The following is an 18,254-nucleotide window of genomic DNA, read 5'->3' as shown; positions in this document are numbered from 1 at the left end:
ACGGAGATTCCGATGAAACTCGTTTATACAAACCAGCTTGACGGCTTTGAGCCTGGCAAGCGTTACCGCGTGCCGGGTCTGTTCCGCAGCATTGAGCGCGATGCAACGGCAGTGACCGTGGTAGGTGACTATCCCGAAATCGTCACGGCATACGAAGATGCTGGCGTCGATGTTGAGGTGGTTGCGTTGCCAGAGCCTGTTGTTGTCGGCACGCAGGCGGTGGCATCTGGAGAGCTGTCTCAGTTGCTTGCCGCTCTGCAAGCTGAGAGTGGCGCAATGGTTCTGCTGGTCGACGGCCTGGAGGCTGGCGAAATCCACCGTCCAGAGTCTGGCGAACTGGCGTTGCGCCTGTTTGACGTGCTGGGCACCATCCATGCTTCGGTTGGTGAGTTGACCACTGAGCGTGATGGCCTTGCCTTGACTGTCGACGCGCTGCGCGCCGAGGTTGAAGCGCTGAAGAAGTCTGACCTCGCGCCGCCGGTTGATGAGGCCGGTGAAATCGCGGCCCTGAAAGCAAAGCTCGACGAAGCCAAGATTCAGTATCGGGCCAACGCCTCCAAAGAATCCCTGGAAAAGCTCGTCGCCGAGCTGCCCAAGGAGTAATACTGCTGGCGGTCGGTGATCCGGCAGCCGATCATCAAAACATTCCAGCGAGTTGACGCATGACACTCATCATCGAGGACGGCACCGGCAAGCCGGACGCCGAAAGCTACGCGAGCGCCGAGGACCTGGCCATGTATGCCGTGAAGTTCGGCACGGTCATCCCCGCAGGCGTTCCCGAGCAGGAAGCGTTGCTGCGTCGGGCCGCTTTGGCGATGGATGGCATGACCTGGAAAGGCCGCAAGATGAACAGCGAACAGGCCTTGTCCTGGCCGCGCCGGGAAGTGCTGTTGGATCACGAGATCAAGCCGAACAACTACCTGCCGGCGCGGATCCAGTACGGCCAGATGGCCCTGGCCGCCGAGATCCATCAGGACGACATCGACCCAGTGGAGAAGCGGAAAGGCGCGGTAACGCTGGAGCGCGTCGACGGCGCGGTAACTCGCGAATACGCGACGATCTCCAACACCAGTGGTCGGCTGTTGCCGGCGGCGCCGGACCGGCCGAGTGCTACGCAGTTTGCCGACTACCTACAAAAGCGCGGGCTGTTCGCAGTGCGCGCATAGCTGTAATGGAGACCATCATGGCCTTTTACGACGAGATGGCCGTGATGGCTCTGGAGATGATCACAGAGTTCGGCCAGCCCGTGACGATCAGCAAGACGGAGCCGGGCGAGTACGACCCAGAGACTGGCGGCGAAGCACCTGGCACAACCGTCGAGCAAATCGCCCAAGGCATCCTGCTCGACTTTACCGGGCAAGAATTCCAAAACAACAGCCTCATCCGGCAGGGCGACAAGAAGCTCAAGATCGCCGCGCAGGGGCTTACGTGGGTGCCTGGTTTACTCGACAAAGTGGTTGTTCAGGGTCGTGCCTGGTCAATCGTCCCTCCATTGAAAGAGGTAAATCCCGCCGGCACGCCGATCCTGTATGAGTTGCAGGTGCGGTCGTGAGCCGGGCAGGCGCCGGCCAGTCCGGCAGCTTCGCCCTAAGCCTCGCTGCGTTCGCCGCGCAGGCTACCGAAGCACTCGACGCTAGCCTGCGCGAGATCATCATCGAGGTCGGTAGCAGCTTGATCCGCATGTCTCCCGTGGGTAACCCGGAGATCTGGGCCCAGAACGCTGTGGCGACCCAATACAACAAGGCCGTCGACGATCACAACAGCGCGCTGCGTAGAGACCCGGCCAACCTCACAAAAGCAGGCAGGCTAAGGCCAGGGCGCAAGGTGCACGACGGCATGGATATCGTCGCACCGGCAGGTTATGTCGGCGGCAGGTTCCGAGGTAACTGGATGTTCAGCATCGGTACACCGAACAACGCCACAACAGAAGAGGTCGACCCTACGGGCACCAAGTCCACGGCGCGTATCACTGCTGGAGCTATCGAATTCAAGGCAGGCGACACCTGCTACATCACAAACAGTCTCGGCTACGCGATCCCGCTGGAGTTCGGCCATTCGACCCAGGCGCCCGGCGGTATGGTCCGGGTAACCGTGGCTCGCTTCCAGCAGATCGTGCTGGAGGCCATTAGGAACAACCAGGTATGAGTCACGCAATCATCGCTTCGATCTACGAGGCAAAGCTCATCACCTGGAACGCTGCCAGGTCGGAGAAGTTGAAGATCGTCTTCGAGAACACGGCCTACACGCCGGCGGCGGGCGAGACCTACCTGAGGGCGTTCACGATCCCGGGCGATACCGCGAGCAACACACTCGGCGGCGATCACCGGCTGTTCACCGGCGTGTTCCAGGTGAGCATCGTTGCGCCGGCGGGCACGGGCAAGACAAAGACGAATCCGATTGTGGCTGAGTTGACCGGCCTGTTCCCGCTGTATGTGCGCGACACGAAGAACGGCTTCGTCGTCACGCCCATGACGCCGGTAGTTCAGGGGCCAGGTATCACCGGCGACTCCACCTACACCGTCCCTCTGTCGTTCTCGTACCGGTCCGACATCACACCATAACCCGCCCGTTGGGCAAATCCTGAACCCGCCAAGTGCGGGTTTTGTCATTTCTGCAAAGAGGAAAACCCATGTCGATCTACTTCCCCAACGGGGCAACACTGGCGATCTCAACCGGCTTTGCTGCCGCCAAGGTGATCTCCGCCATCAGCAACGCTAATCCGGGCGTGGCCACGGCCCTGGCAAACGGTTTCGCCAACGGTGACATCCTGCTGGTTACTTCGGGCTGGGAGGACATCAACGAGCGCGCCGTGCGCGTATCCAACGCTGCGGCCGGAGCCTTCACGCTTGAAGGCATCGATACCTCGAACGTTGCGTTCTTCCCGGACGGCATCAGCGCGGGCACCGCCAAAAAGGTTACCGGCTGGGTTGCGGTGAACCAAGTGATCGGGAACTCGATGTCTGGCGGTGAGCAGCAATACTGGACGTATGCGCCGCTGGAGGCTCGCCGCGACAAGCAGATTCCGACCACCAAGAATGCCCAGGCGTTTGCGTTCCAGCTCGCCGACGACGACAGCCTGGCCTGGTACGACGAGCTGGACAAAGCTGATCGTGAGAAGGAAGTGCGGATTCTGCGCATGTCTCTGCCGAACGGCAAAACGATCTACTACGCCGGCTATCCGTCGTTCAACAAAACCCCAACGCTGGTGCGCAACGAGGGTGCTGCTGTAACGTTTGGCTTCACCATCAACGCCGAGATTACGGCGTACCGCGCGCCAGTGGCTGCTGGCGGGGGTAGCTGATCATGGCGAAGTTCAAGATCGCGCAAGGCGCTACCTTCAAGGCTGATGTGGAGATTCCACGCGTTGGCGGTGCATTCATCAAGGTGCCGTTTGAGTTCAAGTATCGGAATCGCAATGAGCTGGCGGCCTTGTTTGCGGGGTGGCAGCAACGGGCGAAGCACGATCAGGAGGCTTTCAAGGCCAAAGCTGACGATCTGACCCTGGTGGATATCACTGATGCGGATATTGAACGCCAGGTAGATCAGGTCCAGGCATTGGTTGAAGGCTGGGGGTTTGAAGACAAGCTGAACCCTGAGTCGATCCGTGCGCTGGTGGAAACATCTGCCGGCGCCGGTGAGGCCATCGTCGCGGCCTATCAAGCGGCATACGCACCGGCCCGTACGGGAAACTGATCCGCGTCGCACGCGCTTTGTATGAGCCACCTCCGAGTGCCGAGCAGTTGGCGGCATTCGGTCTTGACGCCTCGGACATGGAAGAGGCGTTCGAGGTGTGGCCGTGTGTTTGGCCTTCATTTCGCCTATTCGACGGCCTCTCTACTCAGTGGCGCACCGGTGCGTGCGGCGCGACCGGCATTGATTACACCGCAATCACCAGCGTTGCCGAGCTCATCGGCATGAAGAAAAAACAACTCAGAGAGATCTTCCCCGACCTTCAAGTAATGGAGACCGAGGCATTGCTCGTTATGTCTGAGCAATCGAAATAATGGAGCACTCATGTCTACGATCGCTGAGCTTGGCATTGCGGTAAATTCAGGCGAAGCGGTCAAGGCCACCTCCGACCTGGAGAATCTCGCTCAGGCCGGCGCCAAGGCTGAGAAAGCGGCTGATGGTGTGTCCGCCGGCTTCGACAAGGCGGCGACTGCAACGGCGGATTTGTCGGCGTCTGAGCGCAAGCTTTCCGAGACGCTCGACGAAGCCAAAGCCCGGCTTCTGGCAACGGCGAAGGCATCCTTGGAGTCGAGCGAGTATTACCAGCGTCTGACCACCAGCGTGAACACCAACGCTTCCGCCATGGAGTCGTCTGGATCGTCGGTCAGCAGCCTGGCTTCGCTTCAGCGGCGCTTGCAGGCTGAATCGGATGCGCTTGTAGGTTCGACTGATCGTCAGGCCGAGGCAACCAAGAAGGCCGCGGCGGCGACTGGAGTTCAGGCCGAAGGCCTGCAAGAATTGCTCGGCAAGCTCAACCCAACGATGGCCGCGCTCGACAAGCTCGATCAGCAGCAGGCGCAGTTGCAGAAGTACAAGGCCGCCGGCGTCATTGATGCCGATACCTTCCGCGAGTACTCGACACGCATCGACGCGTCCCGGCAGAAGCTGGGCGAATTCGATGAGGGGCTTCGGAAAACTGGTATCAGTTCAGGGCAGACGCAGGCGGCGCTGCGGCAATTGCCTGCGCAGTTCACGGACATCTTCACCAGCCTTGCGGGCGGCCAAAACCCGTTGATGGTGCTGATCCAGCAGGGCGGCCAGATCAAGGACTCCTTCGGCGGCATTGGCCCGACGATGGACGCCCTGAAAGACAAGTTCCGGTCGTTGTTTGCTGGCGGCGCTGGTGCTGCTGTGCTGGGCGAATCCCTCGCAGGTATCGCCTCGGGCGCGAAGGACACCGCCGAGAACGCGGGCGAGGCAAGCGAAAGCCTGTCAGACCTGGCTGAAAGCTCGAACACGGCGGCAGAGGCGGCGGAGAACGCCAAGAAGGCATATGGCGCACTCCCTCCGGCGGTAACCGGCGCATCCCTGAGCATTATGGGCATGGTTGCGGCAGTAGCTGCTGCGGCGGCAGTCATAGGCGTTCTGATCTACGGCTACAACAAGGGCAGCCAGGAGGCTGATGAGTACAACAAGGCGTTGATCCTCACCGGGAACTACGCGGGCACCTCGGCTGATCAGCTGGCAAACCTGGCTCGCCAAGTCAGCGCAACGAATGGCACTACGGGCGAGGCTGCTGCCTCACTCGCCAAGCTGGCGGGTAGCGGCGTGGTCGCGGGCGAAAGTTTCGGCATTATCGCCGAGGCTGCTGCGTCAATGGAGGATGCAACCGGCAAGTCAGTCGACGCAACCATTGCCGAGTTCGTCAAAATTGCAAAGGACCCCGTTGCGGCTGCAAAGGAACTGAACGACCAATACAACTTCCTCACAGCCTCCGTCTACTCGCAGATCGTCGCGCTGAAGGAGCAGGGCGATACCGTAGGTGCAGCCGACCTGCTGACGAAGACCTACGCAGAAACCATTCAAACCCGAAGTGGTGAAATCACCCAGAATCTCGGCTTGATAGAGCGAGCCTGGAAAGGCATCAAAGACGCCGCAGCCGGAGCGCTGGACGCGACATTGAATGTTGGTCGAGCACTCACCATGGAGGAGCAGGCCCAGGCGATCAGGGATCGTCTTGCAAATAATCGAGGAAAGGGCGGCCGGGCTGCTGCTCTTGGCCTGGAAACCAGAGATACCGCCAAGGACCAGGCTGCTCTGAATCTTCTTGAGCTTCAGATTGAAGCCGAGAAATCGAAAACGGGTTACCTGGGGGAGCAGGCGCGAATCCAGAAGGAGGGTATTGCTGCTGAGCAGCGCCTGAAGCAGATCAGCGACTCGAATCTCACCAACGCCGAAAAGCGTGGCAAGTTGGCCGAGGAGTATCTGCGCTACGTCAAGCAGCTCAAGGAAGCAAACCCGGATAGTCCGTTTGTTAAGGATGACTACGTCGCCAAGACGCTTCAGAACATCAAGGACAAGAACAAGGATCCCAAAACTGCTTCGGCCGGCGCTGTAGACCTCACGGCATACAACGATGCGCAGAACGCGCTCAAGGGTATTCAAGATGAATACGCCAACACCCAGAAGCAGTTGGACGCGGCGCAGAAGGCCGGGCTGATCTCGCAAGCTGATTACGCGACACAGCGTGCAGTTTTGATCCGTGCCGAGAAGGACGAGGTCACCGCCGGCTACGAAGCCGAGATTGCGGCGCTTGAGGCCGCACAGAGCAAAAAAACCACTACAGCCGCGCAAAGCATCCAGCTGGACCAGAAGATCGCTGACGCGCGCGTAGGGATGGTCAAGGCGCAGAAGGACGCTGACAGTCAGCTTGAAGTGCTGGCGACAAGCGAGACCGGACGCCTGGCCAAGCAGGAGCGGGCGATCAGCACCTACGTGCAGGCCCTGGCTCAGCAACAACGAGCCCTGGAGCTTGCCGGCCAGCGCGCGGTTCTCGGCGTAGGCCAGGGTGACCGCCAGAACGCACTCAACGGCGAGCTGAACAGCCAGCAAGACCGGTTCGCTCAGCAGTCGTTGGAGCTCGCCAACCAGAAATCCGACCCGTCGCGCAACATGTCGGAGGAGGAGTTCAATCGTAAGTCGCAGGCACTCGCAGACGCGAACAAAGCGGCTACCGATCAGATCCGGCAGAACTACGCGGATGTGGAGGCTGCTCAAGGAGACTGGACGAAGGGCGCTACTTCGGCCTGGGACAACTATCTGGATTCGGCGAAGAACATTGCCGGCCAGACCAAAAGCCTGTTCGGCAACGCCTTCAGCAGCATGGAGGACGCGGTCGTCAACTTCGCAATGACCGGTAAGGCATCGTTCTCGGACTTCGCTAAGTCGATCCTTGCGGACATGGCGCGCATTGCTACTCGTCAGGCGAGCTCGGCATTGCTGAGCAGCTTGGTGGGCGCAACAGCCAGCTACTTTGGTGGCGGCGCCGGGAACGGTCTAGCTGCTGGGTCTGCCGGCGCCGCTTCGTCAAATCTTGGCGCTTCAGCGGGTGGCTACTCAGGCTCGTATTTTCCGCAAGCCAAGGGCGGCGCATGGTCTGGCGGTGTGCAGATGTTCGCCGACGGCGGCGCATTCACCAACTCTGTCGTCAGCAAGCCCACGGCGTTCGGTATGGCCAACGGAAAAACCGGTGTCATGGGCGAGGCAGGCGATGAGGCAATTATGCCGCTCACTCGTACAGCCAACGGCAAGCTGGGTGTAATGGCCATGGGCGCCGGCGGGGCAGGTGCAACACAGATCAATGTCGAGGTGCATATCGACGGTGACGGTAACGCATCGTCCTCGGCTGATGCTCCCGGCTACGACCTGTTTGGCAAAGAACTGGCTGCGTTCGTCGAGCAGAAATATCAGCAGCTGCGCAACAAAGACATGGGCCAGGGTGGCGTGATCAATAAAGCAATTAAGGGGCGCTGATGGCAATCGAACGATTTACCTGGGCGACGGAGAAGGGCGCGGAGGGTGATATCACTCAGCGCGTCCGCTCGAAGCAGTTCGGTGACGGCTACGAGCAGTCGACCGAGGACGGGATCAACAACAAATCCCAGTCCTGGCCGGTGACCTTCACCGGCATGAAGGGCCGGATCAAGGACATCATGGACTTCATCGACCGGCACAAGGGTGCAAAGGGCTTCCTCTGGGAGCCGCCCCTGGGTGACCTGGGCCTCTACAAGTGCAACGGCTACAAGCCTGTGCACCGCGGCGGCCAGGTCTACGCGATCACCGCTACCTTCGAACAAACCTTTCACCCCTGAGAGAACCACCCATGGCACTGATCACGGACATCCAGAAACTGGAGCCCGGCGCCGAAATTCGCCTGTTCGAAATTGACGGGACCGAGTACGGCGCGGATTACCTGCGCTTTCACGGGCACGCCATTCCGCACACGCCCGAGGAGCTGCTGGCCTACGAGCATTCGGAGGAGGACCTGCCGGCCAAGTCGATTTGGTGGCAGGGCGCCGAGTACGCGGCTTGGCCGGTGCAGATCGAAGGAATCGGATCCAGCAGCGACGGCACAGCCACCAGGCCGACGTTCGCCGCCGGCAACATCAACGGGCGCGTCACTGCGTTGTGCTTGGCCTTCGAGGACCTGCTGAAGTTCAAGCTGACCGTTCGTGAGACCCTGGCTCAGTACCTGGACGCCGCGAACTTTTCCGAAGGCAACCCAACGGCCGACCCGACTCAGGAAGGGCTGGAGATCTGGTACATCGACCAGAAAACCAGTGAGGACGGCGAGGCGGTGGTCTGGGACCTGTCGTCCCCGGGCGAGATCGATAACCACGGACTGCCCGGGCGCCAGATGACGACGTTCTGCCACTGGGCCATGACCAATTGCTACCGGGGGCCGGACTGCGGCTACACCGGCGCCGCCATGTTCGATGACGAGGACAACCCCACGGATGACCCGGCCCTGGACCAGTGCAAGGGCTGTTTGTCGTCCTGCAAGAAACGCTTCGGCGAAAACGAAGAATTGGGATTTGGGGGATTTCCAGCAGTGAGCCTCGTGTCCAGATCATAGTAGAATTGCCTTGTGGCTAGGGCATGCAACCCGAAAAGTCGAGACCTAACCGACCTGCGACTCTTCTTCAGTTGGGTCTCACGCTTTAGGGGTGTGATTTGAAGATGAAATACCCAAAAGATTTGGTGGGCTTGCAGTTCGGCAGACTCACGGTGATTAGCAAAGCGCCAAACGATAGACCCTATAGGGTCAGTCTTTGGAACTGTCAGTGCGTATGCGGCAATTCCCGCGTCGTTCAAAGATCTGCGCTCGTATGTGGCGTGCAGGTATCTTGCGGCTGCTTTATGAGGATGCGCGTAAAGGAAACCCATACCACTCACGGGCTACATAGGCACTCTGCCTACGGCACATGGAAAGCGATGATTGATCGCTGCTACAACCCCGATTCCAAAGATTTCAAAGATTATGGAGGTCGAGGCATTCAGGTGTGTGATGAGTGGCGAGACATCGCAGGATTCGTCGCAGGGATGGGAGCGAAGGAGAAAGGCCAGAGCATCGATCGGCTTGACGAGAATGGCGATTACGAGCCAGGAAACTGCCGATGGACTGATGCGCTCGGCCAGGGCGAGCATAAGCGGAACAATGCGATTGTCGCGCGCCTTGGTAGCGAGAAGCATGTCGCCGGTGTTTGGCGCGAGGCGGGCATAAAAGAATCTACGTTCTATAACCGCCTCAATGCTGGGATGACTCCTGACGAAGCTGCTTCCTTGCCTGTACGCAAGCACAACGCTACAGCGGTGATCGATGGTGAAGAGCGCACACTTGTAGAGTGGGCAAAAATTGCTGGGGTCGATTCCGCCACCATGCGCAATAGAGTGAAGGCGGGGATTGTAGGCAAAGCATTACTTGCGCCACCGCGATCCAGAAAAATATCTACTTAACCCAAGGGCGCTACGGCGCCCTTTTTTGTGGGCGCGAATAATGCGAAAACACATAATCACCGCCATCCAGGCGCACGCGGCAGCGGAGTATCCGCGCGAGTGCTGCGGCCTGCTGCTGGCTGTAGGGCGGGCGCAGAAGTACTTCCCGTGCCGGAACATCGCCACGGAGCCGAACGAAGAGTTTCGGCTCGATCCCGCGGACTACGCTGCAGCGGAAGATCTGGGCGAGGTGATCGGCATTGTCCACTCGCACCCGGACGCAACCAGCCGGCCCTCACCTCATGACCTTGCCATGTGCGAAGCCACGGCTTTGCCCTGGCACATTCTCAGCTGGCCCGAGGGAGACCTGCGCACGATCACGCCAACGGGCAGCACGCCGCTGCTCAAGCGACCGTTTGTTCACGGCGCCTGGGACTGCTGGCAGGTCTGCGCTGACTGGTACCGGCGGGAGTGGGGTCTTGAATTCGAAGCCTTCCAGCGCACTGATGGCTGGTGGGAGAGTGCAGAGAATGCAAGCCTGTACGAGCAGCACTACGAGGCGGCCGGCTTCGTGCGAGTCGACCGACCACAGCGTGGTGACTTGATCGTCATGCAGGTTGGGAGGACGGTTCACCCGAACCATGCAGGAATCTACCTTGGCACCGATCCGGCGCTACCAGGTGAAGAGTCGGGCGTTTTTGGCCCTGGCCCATTCCTACTGCACCACCTGTACGGCAGGCCTTCCGAGATCATAGTTTTCGGCGGCCCTTGGCATGACAGAACGCGCCTGATCCTCAGGCACAAAGACGCAAAATAACCAACATGGCGCCGCAGCGCATCAGGAGAAAATCATGAATAAGAACGAAGCGATTACAGAGGAGTTGGAGGAACTCAAGCGTGAAATTCAGGAATTGAAGGCTCGACTCAGTCAGGAGTCGAGCCATAGGGCCTCGGCAGACGAAAGTCTTTCATCTCGAATTCATATGCTTTCGGCCGGCGCTCATTAGCAAGTGTGCTCCTTCGCCGCCTCTTCCTTCGCCAACTGTTCAATTTGAGCGATGGTCAAGGAGTTGATCGGCGCCGTTGGCTTAACCCAGATTTGAGTTTGAGTGCCTGACGCATTGCTTTTGAGAGCAACCAACAGACGACCATCTTCCGCGATAGCTACGTTTGTAATATGAAACGACATTTGACCTCCAGGTCATAAACGCGCCGATATTGGCGCAACCCCAGTCCTTGGGCTTGTAGGCAAGGACTGGGGAATCCTTGCGTGAAGGCCAGAGGCTACTATCTGAATGGGTGTCGGCGTTACTGGCATTCCATCCACACTGGATGCCTGGCCAGGTCCGAGGTACAGTCATCGCTTTCCGGACAAGGAAGTGATCATGCGGATCTCAACGTTTGTCGCTACAACGGTTCTGGCGTTGGTGCTTTCGGGCTGCGCTGGCACAAACTTCACGTATGACGACGCCAGGAAGGTGCAGATAGGAATGACCGAAGAGCAGGTAACCCAGATCATGGGGCCTCCTTACTCGGTAGCATCTAGGGCTGACGGGCAAATGTGGATTTGGAGCCATGCAAATGGAATGACCGGCGCGAGCCGAGTGATCTCTTTCCGCTTTGTGGACGGGAAAGTCGTAGAAGTGCCCACCATCCCGGCGAGCTTCAAATAGATAAACCAAAGAGGGAACGACATGCGGATTTTGATAGCGGCGGTAGCGGTGGTGATGCTGGCGGGGTGCTCGACCCCGGGTGACCTTAAAAAAGGAGAGGCCTCTATCAAGGCTTCGACATCGAAATCTCCCAAGCAATATGCCCTATGCGTATTCCCGCGCTGGCAGGATGCAAGATCCGGCGCAGCCATGTCTGAGACGGAGCGCGGCTACAGGCTGACGGTGAGCACCGACATGACCACCGATGAGCTGCTGGAAATAAACAAGTCTGCATCGGGCAGCAGCGTCAGGCTGTATCAGAGGCTGGCCTGGGCGCCAGGTGTCGGCAGGGCGGCGATTGAACGTTCGGTGCGCGACTGCCTATAAAGCAAATCCATTTCCAGGCCGCCCAAGTGGCGGTTTTTTTATGTCCGGAGAAAAGCAATGTCAGCAAGTGTTATTGATTACTCACCCATGGAAACGATTCGACTCGGCGGGCCTCTGCGGAAGTTCGGCAAGGAGTTCACGCTGTCTGTTCGCAGCCCTGCGGAGGCAATTAAGGCCCTATGCATCCAGATTCCAGGGCTTGAAAGATATATTAGCTCGGCTAAGAGCCGCGGCCTTGAGTTCGCAGTGTTCCGTGGGAAGCGGAATATTGGCGAGGTGGAACTAGGCTATCAGGGGCGCGGGGTTATTCGGATTGTCCCGGTCATAACGGGCAGCAAAAGAGCTGGCATTCTTCAAACTATCGTTGGCGCAATTTTAATTGCCGCCTCATTCATCCCTGGCTTTCAGGCTCTTATGCCTGTTGGCATCGCACTCGTCGCCGGCGGCGTTATCCAGATGCTCAGCCCCCAGGCCGGCGGCCTCAAGACCAGCGCCGCGCCGGAGAACACACCCGGCTACGCCTTCGGCAGTGCCAAGAACACCACGGCATCCGGTAACCCGGTACCGCTCTGCATTGGCGAGCGCCGCTGGGGTGGAGCAATCATCAGTGCCGCCATCTACGCAGAAGACCAGATGTAGCCAATACCTGAAACACAGCAGCCGCCCATGAGGCGGTTTTTTATTGCCTGGAGAAAAGCATGGGCGCAGCACGCAAGATTGATATCCACGGCGCCAAGGGCGGCGAAGCCAAACCAAAAACGCCAACTGAGGCCCCGGACAGTCTGCGCTCTGTCGCCATTGCCAAGATGCTGATCGCCATCGGTGAGGGTGAGTTCGAAGGAACGCCCACCGCGCGCGACATCTACCTCGACAACACCCCGCTGCAAGATCCTCAGGGCAACATGAACTTCCCGAACGTGAAGTGGGAGTGGCGCACCGGTGCGGTGGACCAGACCTACATCCAGGGGATCCCGTCGATCGAGAACGAAACAACGATTGGCACCGAGTTGCGCAGCGGCACGCCATGGGTTAAGTCCATCAGCAACACCCAGCTTTCCGCTGTGCGCGTGCGCTTTGCCTGGCCGGCGCTCCAGTCTGTGGATGCCGGCGGGAACATCAATGGGTACCGGATCGAGTACAAGGTTGAACTGGCAACGGACGGCGGCGCGTACCAGCAGGTGCTGAGCGAAGCTGTCGACGGCAAGACCACCAGCGTGTACGAGCGCACCCGCCGCATCGATTTGCCGAAGGCTACTTCTGGCTGGCTGATGCGAGTCACGCGCCTGACGATCAATCAGAACAACAACAAAATCTCCGACACGATGCAGATCGCTGGTTTCACAGAGGTGATCGACGCCAAGTTGCGGTACCCGAACACCGCGCTGCTCTACATCGAGTTTTCCGCCGAGCAGTTCCGCAGCATTCCAGCAGTAACGGTCGGCTGCAAGGCTCGCAGATGGCAGGTCCCCAGTAACTATGACCCCGTTTCGCGGACATACAGCGGTATCTGGGATGGGACGCTTAAAGAGGCTTACACCAATAATCCAGTCTGGGCGACCTACGGAATCACCACCGTCGACCGCTTTGGCCTTGGCCGCCGCATCAAGCCGTGGATGGTCGATAAGTGGGAGCTCTACCGAATTTCCCAGTACGCGGATCAGTTGGTGCCGGACGGGAAGGGTGGCCAGGAGCCGCGCTTCATCTGCAACCTGAACCTCCAGAGCAAGGCTGATGCCTGGTCCTTGCTGCGTGACATCTCGGCGATCTACAGGGGGATGACCTACTGGGCCCAAGGCCAGGTGTTCACCCTGTCGGATATGCCGCGCGCCACTGACTTCGACTTCGCTTACACCCGGGCGAACGTCATCGATGGCAAGTTCACCTATTCCAGCGCGTCGGAGCGCACCCGCTATTCCCGGGCTCTGGTCAGCTACGACAACCCGCTGAATAACTACGACACCGACGTCACGGCCGTGACCGACCAGAAGCTGCAGCGGCGCTACGGCGACAATCCGCTGGAGATCAGCGCGATCGGCTGCACGCGTGAGTCGGAGGCCCAGCGCCGCGGAAAGTGGGCGCTGCTTACCAACTCCAAGGACCGGGCTGTTACCTTCAAGGTGGGCCTCGACGGGCGTATCCCGCTGCCTGGCTACGTCGTTCCGATCGCTGACGAACTGCTGGCCGGTCGGCCCGTGGGTGGGCGCATCTCAGCCGTAAATGGCAAAGTTATCACCCTGGACCGCGACACCCAGGCCAAGCCCGGTGACCGGCTGATCCTCAACCTGCCCGACGGCAAGTGCGAGGGGCGCACCGTGCAACTGGTCAGCGGCCGACAGCTCACGGTCACCGCGGCGTACTCCGTGGCGCCTGAACGGGAACTGGTGTGGGCGCTCGACGCTGACGACCTGGCCATCCCGCTGTACCGGGTGACCAGCGTTTCCCGGCCAGAGCCTGGCGTGTTCGAAATCTCGGCCGTGCAATACGACCCGAGCAAGTTCGCGCACATCGACACCGGTGCCCGGCTGGAAGAGCGGCCGATCAGCGTTATCCCGATCACCGTGGTTCCGGCGCCGGCCAGCGTCACGCTGACATCCAGCTACGCCGTGAATCAGGGCATTGCCATCAGCACCATGAACATCTCGTGGCCTGCTGTGAGCGGTGCGATCGCCTATGACGTGGAGTGGCGCAAGGACAGCGGCAACTGGATCAAGGTGCAGCGCACCGGCTCGACCAGCGTCGACGTCACTGGCATCTACTCAGGCGCCTACGTGGGCCGGGTCCGCTCGGTGAGCGCGTTCGAAATTTCGTCGATCTGGAAAAGCTCCAACCTGACCAACCTGGAAGGGAAAGTCGGCCTGCCGCCGGCGGTGTCGTTTCTGAACACCACCAGCCTGGTCTATGGCATCGGGGTCCAGTGGGGCTTTCCACCAGGTGCCGAAGACACCCAGCGCACAGAGGTTTGGTATAGCCAGTCGGCGGACCTGTCGACTGCGGTCAAGCTGAGCGACTTCAGCTACCCGCAGGCCTCGCACGAGATACATAGCCTGCTGGCCGGCGCGAGTCTCTTCTTCTGGGCGCGTCTGGTGGATCGAACCGGCAACGTGGGTCCCTTCTTCCCGGTGCCCGGTGCCGTCAACGGCCAGGCCAGCTCAAAGCAGAGCGATTACGAAGCGTATTACGCGGATAAGATCGGCAAGGGGGCGCTATACCAGAGCCTACGCGAAGAGATCGAGTTGATTACAGGCGATGGTCCTGGGTCGGTAAATGAACGGCTTGACGAAGCCAAGCAGGAGCTGGAGGATCTGATCAAGCAGGTAAGCGATGCGCTCGCCTACGATCCTGCAAAGCCTTATCTGAAGGGCGACATCGTCCGACTGGATCAGCGGCTCTATCAAGCGAAAGGCCCGGTGCCGGTTGGGGCCGCGCCGCCCGACGCCACTTACTGGATCGATATCGGCACCATCCTCGAGACCACAGACGCACTGGTGTCTCAAGTCCAGATCATCGAAACCAAGATCGAAGAGATCGACGGCAAGGTGTTGGCCACCGCAACCTCGATGGAAGCGCTGCGCTCTGCTGCGCGAGGCGATGACGGCGCTGGCGATCTGGCCGACGCAATCAAAGGATGGACGTCCACGGCAGATCTTGCAGTCGAGCGTAAAACCCGGGCAACCGAGAACGATGCGCTGGCGCAGCAGTTGCTCACCCTGGGTGCCCAGGTAGGCGAAAACAAGTCGTCGTTGACCGTTCTGGAGCAGGTGGTGGCCAGCAACCGTGAGACCTCCGCAGCGCAGATCACCAAACTGAACAGTGATCTGTCTGCAGTCGATCAAAAGGCGAACGGCAATGCCCAGGCGCTTACCAACCTCGATACGAAGGTCACCAATCTTGACGGGAAGATCACCTCTCAGGCTTCGAGTAATGAGGCGCTCCGAGCTTCCGTTCGTGGGGATGATGGCTCTGGCGACCTGGCTGGGGCGATCAAAGCATGGGAATCAACCGCAGCCATCAGCACAGAGAAGAAAGTGCGAGCATCTGAAATCGAGGCCCAGGCCAAGGTATCGGAAACGCTGCAGTCGAGCATCGGACAGACAAGCGCGTCGGTTCAAACGGTAAGCGAGACAGTAGTTCGGCTCGACGGCAAGGTGTCGGCACAGACCACCATGAAGGCACAGACCATCGTAGATGGAAGGAGGGTTGTTTCGGGTTTGGCCTTTGGCTCGAATGGCGAACAGTCGGAGTTTCTGATCTTTGCTCAGCGGTTCGCCATTGCGAACGAGGTCAGCGGCAAGGTTGACCCGATGTTCGTCATTGAGAACGGCCAAGCCGTGTTCAACACGGCGATCATCAGCAAGGCGATCATTCAAGAACTGATTCTAGGAATGGTGCTTCGCTCGCCGGCGGTTGACTCGCTTGGGCGTCCACTTCTGGAAATCAATATTCCTGCTGGCACGTTCACGCTGAGAAGCGCGGGGACTGGCGGTTCATCGTTGCTCAACAACGACGGATTGACGGTGTTTGATGCGGGCGGGGTCGACCGCGTATCGGTCGGGAGGCTTTCGGTATGATTTTCGGTATGCGGATCAAGGGGCCTACAGGCGTTGTTGAACTTGATGAAACGTCATTCACCATGAGGGTGGTGTATTCCGAAATCATCACCCCTCAAACTTGGGGAGCGAAGTTTATAGATATAGCGATTCCCGGAATCACCCCTCAAAACGCCGCCGCTTTTCCTACGCCAGTACAAGCAGTCAATTCGCTATACGACGCGCAGGTAGAGCCAGAGATTGTAAATGGTGCGGTACGAGTATGGAGAACTATTAAGGGTGATCCATACAATACCTCAGCAATAACAATTACAAGGCAGCGACTTACAGTCGTGAGGTTTAAGTAATATGACAGAATCGTATGGGCTAATATTTAAGGCAGGGGATGACAACCGAGTTGTAATTGATTCGGAATATTCGAGACTTGTAGTTCTGTATAAGGGAAGGTACGTTGGAACCGAAGATAGCGGAAATTCCTCTTCAATATATTTCCCGGCACCCATCACAACCCAAGAACAGCCCCTTGTTTTCATTCGTCCAGATAGTGCAAACGGCATAATTGGGATGAGCAACCTTGAGATATTTGGATCTGCGGGTAACTGGACCGGGTTCAGGGTACGTATTTTCAATATGTATACCATCAAACCCGTGGGGCGATGGTTCGTTGCTGGGTATGTAGCTCAGCCGTTAGCCACATTCGGTGTGCGGCTTCGTGATGCAAGCCGCAAAACGATTTTCGATTCAGGTACACCCGCCGCTCAATTTGTCAGGGCTAGCAATACCTGGACTTATGCCGGGAGCGGCACTACTGGGCAAGGCGTGTCAATAACGTACTTTAATTCACAGTTTAATCTGGACGAAGATGAGTACATGCTTATAAATAATTTGTGTATGCAGGCGGTAACAATTGCCTCAGGAACAGCGAATCGCCAGATCGCAGCTATGTGGAACTACCCAAGCAGAATTCTTACTCTGGGGATGATTGCGGTACAAAACGCGATTGTTACAGGAATAACTGTGATGGTTGGAAAGATTTCTCAGTAGCATCAGGCGGTATGTTAAATATTAACTAACAATTTTTGGGGAAGCCTATGTCATCTTGGTTCGCAGAAGGAACCGTAACAGTCACTAACGGCAGTACCGTTGTAGCTGGTGCCGGTACGAAGTTTTCTAACTGCCGATCTGGCGACATGTTTGCCGGTCCAGACAACGGCATCTATCAGGTGATCAACCCATCGAGCGACACGGCGATTTCGATCTCTCCACCTTACCGCGGAGCCACTGCCGCCGGTGCTGCTTACGGGATTGTCCCGGTCAACGGTTATCCCAAGGCCTTGGCCGACGCCGTGAACCTGATGGTGCAGCAGTGGGGCGCAACACTCACCGGCCTGGGTTCGGTATCCACGGAAAACATCGTGCCCGTTTCCAAGGGCGGCACGGGCGGCACAACTCAGGCGGCAGCCCGCACCGGCCTTGGATTGGGTAATGCAGCGACACGTACGGTTGGTACGGCTGCAACAAACCTGATGGAAGTCGGCGCAGGCGGCTGGCTCGGAAAATCGATAGTCGATAACGTCAACATTGATAATGCTCGACCGACCGGTTTTTATTCTCATGCGGGCGCCCTCAATGCCCCGTATGGATCGCTGAGCATGTTGTCGTCAGACTGGGGCGAAAGCCCAGTTTGGCAATCGCAGTTAGCGCTGGGAGTATCGGCCAACAAGGCTTACTTCCGGTCAATTCGGAAAGACTTCGCAGCGCTGACCCCGTGGGCTGAGCTTTATCACACCGGCAACACCACCCGTGCCGCTGACGGCACCTTGAAGGCGATCTGACCATGGCAAGAGCAGCAATCAACGTTCTCGGCGCAACCGGTGCGACGTACGATTTTGTCACCCAGGGCGCCACCGCTGTAACTTCGGCGCGACTTTCGAAGGGGCTCTACCAGATCACCGGCTGCCTGGGCATGGTCCCGTTCCCGCCCATCGACGATGGCTGGGGTTATACGGTGAACCAGATGGACAGCCGCGCTGACGTGGAAACTGAGTTCGCCGACGGCCTTCTGACCGTGACGGTCACCAAGGACGGCCAGCCGTACGACCTAAAGCACATGATCACCGTGCACATCCTGGTACCGGATGCGCCGGCGGCGGAGATGCCGCCGCCCGAACAACCTGCGTTGGTCGCTGATACCTGATCGAAATCCGAACAACGATGCCCGCCA

Annotated in this window: 23 protein-coding genes; 22 read left to right on the top strand and 1 reads right to left on the bottom strand. The window is 58.8% G+C overall.

Going from position 1 to position 18,254, the window contains the following annotated elements; genetic code table 11:
- Nucleotides 1–12: 12 nt before the first annotated feature.
- The 14 genes from HBJ59_RS25005 (at nt 13) to HBJ59_RS24940 (ending at nt 10,451) form a co-directional block, all read left to right on the top strand.
- Nucleotides 13–603, top strand: coding sequence for a hypothetical protein (locus tag HBJ59_RS25005; RefSeq protein ID WP_167665104.1), 591 nt, complete (start codon nt 13–15; stop codon nt 601–603).
- 59 nt (nt 604–662) lie between these two features.
- Nucleotides 663–1,166: a DnaT-like ssDNA-binding protein gene (locus HBJ59_RS25000; RefSeq protein ID WP_167665103.1), complete on the top strand. Its 504-nt coding sequence runs from the start codon at nt 663–665 to the stop codon at nt 1,164–1,166.
- 17 nt (nt 1,167–1,183) lie between these two features.
- A complete protein-coding gene (locus HBJ59_RS24995) occupies nt 1,184–1,552 on the top strand; it encodes a hypothetical protein (protein WP_167665102.1) in 369 nt (122 codons plus the stop codon).
- On the top strand, nt 1,549–2,145 hold the full coding sequence (locus HBJ59_RS24990; protein ID WP_167665101.1) for a hypothetical protein: 597 nt from the start codon (nt 1,549–1,551) through the stop codon (nt 2,143–2,145). Before HBJ59_RS24995 ends, HBJ59_RS24990 begins: the two co-directional genes overlap by 4 nt.
- Nucleotides 2,142–2,561: a phage tail terminator-like protein gene (locus HBJ59_RS24985; protein ID WP_167665100.1), complete on the top strand. Its 420-nt coding sequence runs from the start codon at nt 2,142–2,144 to the stop codon at nt 2,559–2,561. Before HBJ59_RS24990 ends, HBJ59_RS24985 begins: the two co-directional genes overlap by 4 nt.
- Nucleotides 2,562–2,629: 68 nt before the next feature.
- Entirely contained in the window at nt 2,630–3,301 is a 672-nt protein-coding gene (locus HBJ59_RS24980) for a phage tail protein (RefSeq protein WP_167665099.1), read from the top strand.
- 2 nt (nt 3,302–3,303) lie between these two features.
- Nucleotides 3,304–3,693 (top strand): phage tail assembly chaperone, encoded by a 390-nt coding sequence (locus HBJ59_RS24975; RefSeq protein ID WP_167665098.1) that lies wholly within the window; start codon nt 3,304–3,306, stop codon nt 3,691–3,693.
- Nucleotides 3,694–3,710: 17 nt separating this feature from the next.
- Nucleotides 3,711–4,004: a DUF1799 domain-containing protein gene (locus tag HBJ59_RS24970; protein WP_372241503.1), complete on the top strand. Its 294-nt coding sequence runs from the start codon at nt 3,711–3,713 to the stop codon at nt 4,002–4,004.
- 10 nt (nt 4,005–4,014) lie between these two features.
- Nucleotides 4,015–7,482 carry a phage tail tape measure protein gene (locus tag HBJ59_RS24965; protein ID WP_167665096.1) on the top strand — a complete coding sequence of 1,156 codons (3,468 nt, stop codon included), beginning with the start codon at nt 4,015–4,017 and terminating at the stop codon, nt 7,480–7,482.
- Entirely contained in the window at nt 7,482–7,820 is a 339-nt protein-coding gene (locus tag HBJ59_RS24960; protein ID WP_167665095.1) for a phage tail protein, read from the top strand. The genes HBJ59_RS24965 and HBJ59_RS24960 overlap by 1 nt, the downstream gene beginning before the upstream one ends.
- A gap of 11 nt (nt 7,821–7,831) precedes the next feature.
- Nucleotides 7,832–8,584: a phage minor tail protein L gene (locus HBJ59_RS24955; RefSeq protein ID WP_167665094.1), complete on the top strand. Its 753-nt coding sequence runs from the start codon at nt 7,832–7,834 to the stop codon at nt 8,582–8,584.
- A gap of 359 nt (nt 8,585–8,943) precedes the next feature.
- Nucleotides 8,944–9,465: a hypothetical protein gene (locus HBJ59_RS24950; RefSeq protein ID WP_167665093.1), complete on the top strand. Its 522-nt coding sequence runs from the start codon at nt 8,944–8,946 to the stop codon at nt 9,463–9,465.
- A 40-nt stretch (nt 9,466–9,505) separates the two neighbouring features.
- Nucleotides 9,506–10,261: a C40 family peptidase gene (locus HBJ59_RS24945; RefSeq protein WP_167665092.1), complete on the top strand. Its 756-nt coding sequence runs from the start codon at nt 9,506–9,508 to the stop codon at nt 10,259–10,261.
- Nucleotides 10,262–10,295: 34 nt separating this feature from the next.
- Nucleotides 10,296–10,451 (top strand): hypothetical protein, encoded by a 156-nt coding sequence (locus HBJ59_RS24940; RefSeq protein WP_167665091.1) that lies wholly within the window; start codon nt 10,296–10,298, stop codon nt 10,449–10,451.
- Here the strand turns inward: HBJ59_RS24940 and HBJ59_RS24935 are convergent.
- Nucleotides 10,448–10,633, bottom strand: coding sequence for a hypothetical protein (locus tag HBJ59_RS24935; protein WP_167665090.1), 186 nt, complete (start codon nt 10,631–10,633; stop codon nt 10,448–10,450). The genes HBJ59_RS24940 and HBJ59_RS24935 overlap by 4 nt on opposite strands.
- A 196-nt stretch (nt 10,634–10,829) precedes the next feature.
- On the opposite strand from HBJ59_RS24935, the gene bamE reads away from it, so the two are divergent.
- The 8 genes from bamE to HBJ59_RS24895 all read left to right on the top strand — a co-directional run bounded on the left by bamE (nt 10,830) and on the right by HBJ59_RS24895 (nt 18,227).
- Nucleotides 10,830–11,117 carry an outer membrane protein assembly factor BamE gene (gene bamE / locus HBJ59_RS24930; RefSeq protein ID WP_167665089.1) on the top strand — a complete coding sequence of 96 codons (288 nt, stop codon included), beginning with the start codon at nt 10,830–10,832 and terminating at the stop codon, nt 11,115–11,117.
- Between the two features lie 21 nt (nt 11,118–11,138).
- Nucleotides 11,139–11,483: a lipoprotein gene (locus HBJ59_RS24925; RefSeq protein WP_167665088.1), complete on the top strand. Its 345-nt coding sequence runs from the start codon at nt 11,139–11,141 to the stop codon at nt 11,481–11,483.
- Nucleotides 11,484–11,540: 57 nt separating this feature from the next.
- Nucleotides 11,541–12,122 carry a tail assembly protein gene (locus tag HBJ59_RS24920; protein ID WP_167665087.1) on the top strand — a complete coding sequence of 194 codons (582 nt, stop codon included), beginning with the start codon at nt 11,541–11,543 and terminating at the stop codon, nt 12,120–12,122.
- 59 nt (nt 12,123–12,181) lie between these two features.
- Nucleotides 12,182–16,051 carry a DUF1983 domain-containing protein gene (locus HBJ59_RS24915; protein ID WP_167665086.1) on the top strand — a complete coding sequence of 1,290 codons (3,870 nt, stop codon included), beginning with the start codon at nt 12,182–12,184 and terminating at the stop codon, nt 16,049–16,051.
- Nucleotides 16,048–16,377 (top strand): hypothetical protein, encoded by a 330-nt coding sequence (locus HBJ59_RS24910; RefSeq protein ID WP_167665085.1) that lies wholly within the window; start codon nt 16,048–16,050, stop codon nt 16,375–16,377. Before HBJ59_RS24915 ends, HBJ59_RS24910 begins: the two co-directional genes overlap by 4 nt.
- Nucleotides 16,378–16,594: 217 nt before the next feature.
- Nucleotides 16,595–17,074, top strand: coding sequence for a hypothetical protein (locus tag HBJ59_RS24905; protein ID WP_167665084.1), 480 nt, complete (start codon nt 16,595–16,597; stop codon nt 17,072–17,074).
- Nucleotides 17,075–17,220: 146 nt separating this feature from the next.
- Nucleotides 17,221–17,865 carry a hypothetical protein gene (locus tag HBJ59_RS31275; RefSeq protein WP_178124289.1) on the top strand — a complete coding sequence of 215 codons (645 nt, stop codon included), beginning with the start codon at nt 17,221–17,223 and terminating at the stop codon, nt 17,863–17,865.
- 2 nt (nt 17,866–17,867) lie between these two features.
- On the top strand, nt 17,868–18,227 hold the full coding sequence (locus HBJ59_RS24895) for a phage tail protein (protein WP_167665083.1): 360 nt from the start codon (nt 17,868–17,870) through the stop codon (nt 18,225–18,227).
- The last annotated feature ends 27 nt before the right edge of the window (nt 18,228–18,254 follow it).

Source organism: Pseudomonas sp. AN3A02 (assembly GCF_011765255.1).
Lineage (GTDB): Bacteria > Pseudomonadota > Gammaproteobacteria > Pseudomonadales > Pseudomonadaceae > Aquipseudomonas.
The sequence above is the reverse complement of the archived record's forward strand: the minus strand, read 5'-3'. Positions and strand labels throughout refer to the sequence as shown.

Bases quoted from the DNA above. Each gene is read 5' to 3' on its own strand.
- HBJ59_RS24905 (WP_167665084.1), top strand. From the start codon at position 16,595: ATGAGCAACCTTGAGATATTTGGATCTGCGGGTAACTGGACCGGGTTC.
- HBJ59_RS24965 (WP_167665096.1), top strand. From the start codon at position 4,015: ATGTCTACGATCGCTGAGCTTGGCATTGCGGTAAATTCAGGCGAAGCG.
- bamE (WP_167665089.1), top strand. From the start codon at position 10,830: ATGCGGATCTCAACGTTTGTCGCTACAACGGTTCTGGCGTTGGTGCTT.
- HBJ59_RS24895 (WP_167665083.1), top strand. From the start codon at position 17,868: ATGGCAAGAGCAGCAATCAACGTTCTCGGCGCAACCGGTGCGACGTAC.
- HBJ59_RS24940 (WP_167665091.1), top strand. From the start codon at position 10,296: ATGAATAAGAACGAAGCGATTACAGAGGAGTTGGAGGAACTCAAGCGT.
- HBJ59_RS31275 (WP_178124289.1), top strand. From the start codon at position 17,221: ATGTTTGCCGGTCCAGACAACGGCATCTATCAGGTGATCAACCCATCG.
- HBJ59_RS24950 (WP_167665093.1), top strand. From the start codon at position 8,944: ATGATTGATCGCTGCTACAACCCCGATTCCAAAGATTTCAAAGATTAT.
- HBJ59_RS24980 (WP_167665099.1), top strand. From the start codon at position 2,630: ATGTCGATCTACTTCCCCAACGGGGCAACACTGGCGATCTCAACCGGC.
- HBJ59_RS24925 (WP_167665088.1), top strand. From the start codon at position 11,139: ATGCGGATTTTGATAGCGGCGGTAGCGGTGGTGATGCTGGCGGGGTGC.
- HBJ59_RS25000 (WP_167665103.1), top strand. From the start codon at position 663: ATGACACTCATCATCGAGGACGGCACCGGCAAGCCGGACGCCGAAAGC.
- HBJ59_RS24995 (WP_167665102.1), top strand. From the start codon at position 1,184: ATGGCCTTTTACGACGAGATGGCCGTGATGGCTCTGGAGATGATCACA.
- HBJ59_RS24955 (WP_167665094.1), top strand. From the start codon at position 7,832: ATGGCACTGATCACGGACATCCAGAAACTGGAGCCCGGCGCCGAAATT.
- HBJ59_RS24975 (WP_167665098.1), top strand. From the start codon at position 3,304: ATGGCGAAGTTCAAGATCGCGCAAGGCGCTACCTTCAAGGCTGATGTG.
- HBJ59_RS24935 (WP_167665090.1), bottom strand. From the start codon at position 10,633: ATGTCGTTTCATATTACAAACGTAGCTATCGCGGAAGATGGTCGTCTG.
- HBJ59_RS24945 (WP_167665092.1), top strand. From the start codon at position 9,506: ATGCGAAAACACATAATCACCGCCATCCAGGCGCACGCGGCAGCGGAG.
- HBJ59_RS24985 (WP_167665100.1), top strand. From the start codon at position 2,142: ATGAGTCACGCAATCATCGCTTCGATCTACGAGGCAAAGCTCATCACC.
- HBJ59_RS24910 (WP_167665085.1), top strand. From the start codon at position 16,048: ATGATTTTCGGTATGCGGATCAAGGGGCCTACAGGCGTTGTTGAACTT.
- HBJ59_RS24920 (WP_167665087.1), top strand. From the start codon at position 11,541: ATGTCAGCAAGTGTTATTGATTACTCACCCATGGAAACGATTCGACTC.
- HBJ59_RS25005 (WP_167665104.1), top strand. From the start codon at position 13: ATGAAACTCGTTTATACAAACCAGCTTGACGGCTTTGAGCCTGGCAAG.
- HBJ59_RS24915 (WP_167665086.1), top strand. From the start codon at position 12,182: ATGGGCGCAGCACGCAAGATTGATATCCACGGCGCCAAGGGCGGCGAA.
- HBJ59_RS24960 (WP_167665095.1), top strand. From the start codon at position 7,482: ATGGCAATCGAACGATTTACCTGGGCGACGGAGAAGGGCGCGGAGGGT.